This is a genomic window from Bradyrhizobium sp., assembly GCF_016462955.1.
Classification (GTDB): Bacteria; Pseudomonadota; Alphaproteobacteria; order Rhizobiales; family Xanthobacteraceae; genus Bradyrhizobium.
In genome coordinates this window covers 1-3,549 of record NZ_JAEMSD010000610.1, presented here as the reverse complement: position 1 = coordinate 3,549, position 3,549 = coordinate 1, and the positions used below count along the sequence as shown (strand labels likewise).

Annotated in this window: 4 protein-coding genes and 1 pseudogene; 3 read left to right on the top strand and 2 right to left on the bottom strand. The window is 67.0% G+C overall.

The genetic code is table 11. The features are described 5' to 3' along the window. The 3 genes from JHD07_RS35435 to JHD07_RS35425 all read left to right on the top strand — a co-directional run. Positions 1 to 734: tripartite tricarboxylate transporter substrate-binding protein (locus JHD07_RS35435; RefSeq protein WP_291630650.1), on the top strand; the 734-nt coding region annotated here is incomplete at its 5' end. A gap of 160 nt (positions 735 to 894) precedes the next feature. Further along, positions 895 to 2,007: an NADH:flavin oxidoreductase/NADH oxidase gene (locus JHD07_RS35430; RefSeq protein ID WP_291630647.1), complete on the top strand. Its 1,113-nt coding sequence runs from the start codon at positions 895 to 897 to the stop codon at positions 2,005 to 2,007. A 238-nt stretch (positions 2,008 to 2,245) separates the two neighbouring features. After that, the gene (locus JHD07_RS35425; protein ID WP_291630645.1) at positions 2,246 to 2,653 is read left to right on the top strand and encodes a hypothetical protein; all 408 of its coding nucleotides are present in this window, start codon (positions 2,246 to 2,248) and stop codon (positions 2,651 to 2,653) included. A 258-nt stretch (positions 2,654 to 2,911) separates the two neighbouring features. Here the strand turns inward: JHD07_RS35425 and JHD07_RS35420 are convergent, their stop codons facing one another. Further along, on the bottom strand, positions 2,912 to 3,163 hold the full coding sequence (locus JHD07_RS35420) for a PilZ domain-containing protein (RefSeq protein ID WP_291630643.1): 252 nt from the start codon (positions 3,161 to 3,163) through the stop codon (positions 2,912 to 2,914). Between the two features lie 173 nt (positions 3,164 to 3,336). Further along, positions 3,337 to 3,549: pseudogene (locus JHD07_RS35415) on the bottom strand (DUF2235 domain-containing protein); the annotation flags it as partial.

Here is a 3,549-nt window from a genome sequence, read left to right as displayed (position 1 = left end):
CGGTCGCGAAGTCCGATCCCGATGGTTACAGCCTGCTCGCGCAGTCGTCGGCGCTGACCGTTGCGCCCCTGCTGTTCCCGAATGCGAGCTTCGACCCCAGCCGCGATCTCGCCTCGGTGTTCATGATCGGATCCGGTGCCAATGTCATGATCGTGCCGAAGGAGCGGCCCTGGAAGACGATCCAGGACTTCATCGCCGCCGCCAGGGCAAAGCCCGGTTCGATCTCGTTCGGCTCGGTCGGCATCGGCAGCGCCGTGCACATCTCGAGCGAGAAGTTCCGCTACGCTGCCGGCATCGAGGCCACCCATGTGCCGTATCGCGCCGGCCCGGAAGTGATCGCCGACATTCTCGGCGGTCGCATCGACCTGTATTTCTGCCCGCTGGCGACCGCGCTGCCGCTGATCCGCGAGGGCCAGGTCCGCGCGCTGGTGGTCTCGACGCCGAAGCGCGTTGCCGAGCTGCCCGATGTGCCGACGCCGGCCGAGATCGGCTTGAAGGATGCCGACAGCGAGATCTGGTTCGGCGTGTTCGTGCCGGCGAAGACCCCGCGCGAGATCGTCGACAAGCTGCACGCGGCCGCCGAGAAAGTCCTGGCCACGCCCGCGATGCAGGCGAGCCTGGCAAAGCTCGGGATCGAACCGAGGCCGATGAAGCCCGCCGCGATGGACGACCTCGTCAAGCACGAGCTGGTGGCCAATCAGGAGCTGATCAAGGCCGCAGGCATCAAGCCTTAAGGCGCCTACGCTCGTCGTCCCGACCAGCGAAGCGCAGATCCCGTTCAGCGCAATGCAGCCTGTCCCGGTGGGCCATGTCCGCCGCGCAACTGGCATTTCGCTGCGCACGCGCTAATCTTCATGCAATCGCTTCCATCTCTCCAGTCCGGAACCCCCTCGCATGAGCGCCCTGTTTTCCCCGATCAAGCTGCGCGGCCTGACCCTGAAGAACCGCATCGTGGTGTCGCCGATGTGCCAATATTCGGCCGAGGATGGCGTCGCCACCGACTGGCACTTCACCCACATCAACAATCTCAGCCTGTCGGGCGCGGCGATGTTCTGCATCGAGGCGACGCATGTCGAGGCGATCGGCCGCATCACGCCGGGCTGCCTCGGCCTCTACGACGATGCCTGCGAGGCCGCCTTGAAGCCGATCCTCGCCTCGGTGCGCAAGCATTCCTCCACCGCGATCGCGATGCAGCTCGCTCATGCCGGCCGCAAGGCCAGTAGCGCCAGGCCCTGGGACGGCGGCCAGCTGATTCCGGAGGGGCAGGGCGGCTGGCAGACGGTCGGCCCGTCGGCGCTGCCGCACAAGGAGGGCGAGGCCGCCCCGCTTGCGCTCGATGCCGCCGGCCTGAAGCGCATCCGTGAGGCCTTCGTCGATGCGACCCGCCGCGCCGCGCGGCTCGGCATCGACGCCATCGAGGTCCACGGCGCGCACGGCTATCTCCTGCACCAATTCCTGTCGCCGATCGCCAACAGGCGCACCGACGAATACGGCGGCAGCCTCGAGAACCGCATGCGCTTTCCGCTCGAAGTGTTCGACGCGGTGCGTGCCGCGTTCCCTGCCGACAAGCCGGTCGGCATGCGGGTGTCGTCGACCGACTGGGTCGAGGGCGGCTGGGACCTCGAGCAAACCATCGCTTTCGCCAAGGCCTTGAAGGCGCGTGGCGTCGACTGGATCGATGCCTCCTCCGGCGGCGTCTCGCCGCTGCAGAAGATCCCGCTCGGCCCCGGATATCAGGTGCAGTTTGCCGAAGCCATCAAGCGCGAGACCGGCCTGCCCACCATCGCCGTCGGCCTGATCACGGAGGCGAAGCTGGCCGAGGAGATCGTTGCCGGCGGCAAGGCCGACATGGTCGCGCTCGCCCGCGGCATGCTCTACGACCCGCGCTGGGCCTGGCACGCCGCCGCCGAGCTCGGCGCCGAGGTCGAGGCCCCGCCGCAATATTGGCGCTCGCAGCCCTCGACGCAGAAGGCGCTGTTCGGCAAGACCACCTTCGGCGCGCGCTAGGCGCGCGCTGCCGCCCCCCGTCATTGCGAGCGTAGCGAAGCAATCCAGAATCCCTCCGCGGAAAGACTCTGGATTCCTTCGCTTTCGCACAGCAATGACGATGGCCGGGACAAGCCCGGCCTCGACGGAAAGGCAACCAAGGCCTTCCTCCAAATCCCTCCGTAAATCTCCTCTGCTTCCACGCTCCTCAAAACTGGCCTAACCTTCTACGAAGAAACGAAGCAACGGAGGCCCGCCCATGCGTTATCCTGTCCGCAAAGCGGCTCACGTCTTCGAGCGCGTCGGCCTTGCGATGGCGGGCGCCGCGTGCGGGCTGTTCGTCGGCGCCTATGTCGGCGCGGCGATTCCGATGCTGACCACGCAGGGCTTCCTGCTGCTGATGATGCTGCTCGGCGCCGTCGGCTTCTATCTCGGCATCGACACGCCGCAGCTGCCGTTCGACGACGCCCACAGCCAGATCGACGCCGCCGAATTCATGAGCGCCGCCGGCACGCTGCTCGCCACGCTCACCGCCTTCGTCTCCGTCGCGGTGATCGTGCTCCGGCTCGACCCGCACATGACCTGGACCTGGCTCGTCTTCGCCGGCTGGCTCGCCGGCGTCGCCCTGCAGATCGTCGCGGGCACGAAAGCGAGACTGCGGAAGTAGCTTGCTGACCCTCTCCTGGGGGGGAGGGCACTTGACCTGTGGCGGCGGCCTGCGCACACGCCTCGTCCTTCGAGACGGCGCTTACGCGCCTCCTCAGGATGAGGCTGATCCAGCGTAAGTGCTCGTTGAAGCTGCTGCCGCGAACTCCGCCCTCATCCTGAGGAGCCCGCGCAGAGCGGGCGTCTCGAAGGATGGCCGCGCAAAAAGCTCCCAGAATGCGATCGACCCTCCCCCTCCAGGGGAGGGTAAGCCGCTGCCTCAGAACACCACGCCCACGCGCGTGCCGCGCTTCCAGGCGATGCGGCAGCGCTTCTTGGTGTTGACGTGCAGCAGCTCGAATCTATCGGGAATCTTCACCTGGCCGCCGAGATCGACGCAGGCCCCGCCGGGCGAATAGTCGATCAGCGTGCACGGGATCACCGGCGCGCGCGGGTCGGTGATGATCTTGGCCTGCCGCGACACCAGTCCTGCGGGCTTCACGCGGGCAAATTTTCGCGGATGCTGTGGCACGTCCCCTCCAAGTCCGCTCGGCGTTGCAGTCGGTTTGGAGGGCCATGATGGCACGCGAGATGATGCAATCGCGCTAAGCGGCGCACGAGAATTTTAATGAAAAGTGTCAGCGAAGCGTAAAACCAGCGGTAGCGGGGTGCCCACCCTCCAGGGGAGGGTAAGGGCACGCCGCCTCACCCCGCCACGCTCTCCACCTCCTCCCCCGCCGCGAGGTCCACCCCCGGCGGCACCGGCATCGGCACCGTCACGTAGTCCTTCGGCATGTTCACCGGCCGGTAGCCCGGCTCCACCGCCATCCGCTTGAGCACGCTCTCATGCACATGCGCGCCCTCGGGAATGAGGCGCGGCTCGGCATCGGGGATGTAGAAGCCGAAATAAACCTTCCG

Bases quoted from the DNA above. Each gene is read 5' to 3' on its own strand.
- JHD07_RS35430 (WP_291630647.1), top strand. From the start codon at position 895: ATGAGCGCCCTGTTTTCCCCGATCAAGCTGCGCGGCCTGACCCTGAAG.
- JHD07_RS35425 (WP_291630645.1), top strand. From the start codon at position 2,246: ATGCGTTATCCTGTCCGCAAAGCGGCTCACGTCTTCGAGCGCGTCGGC.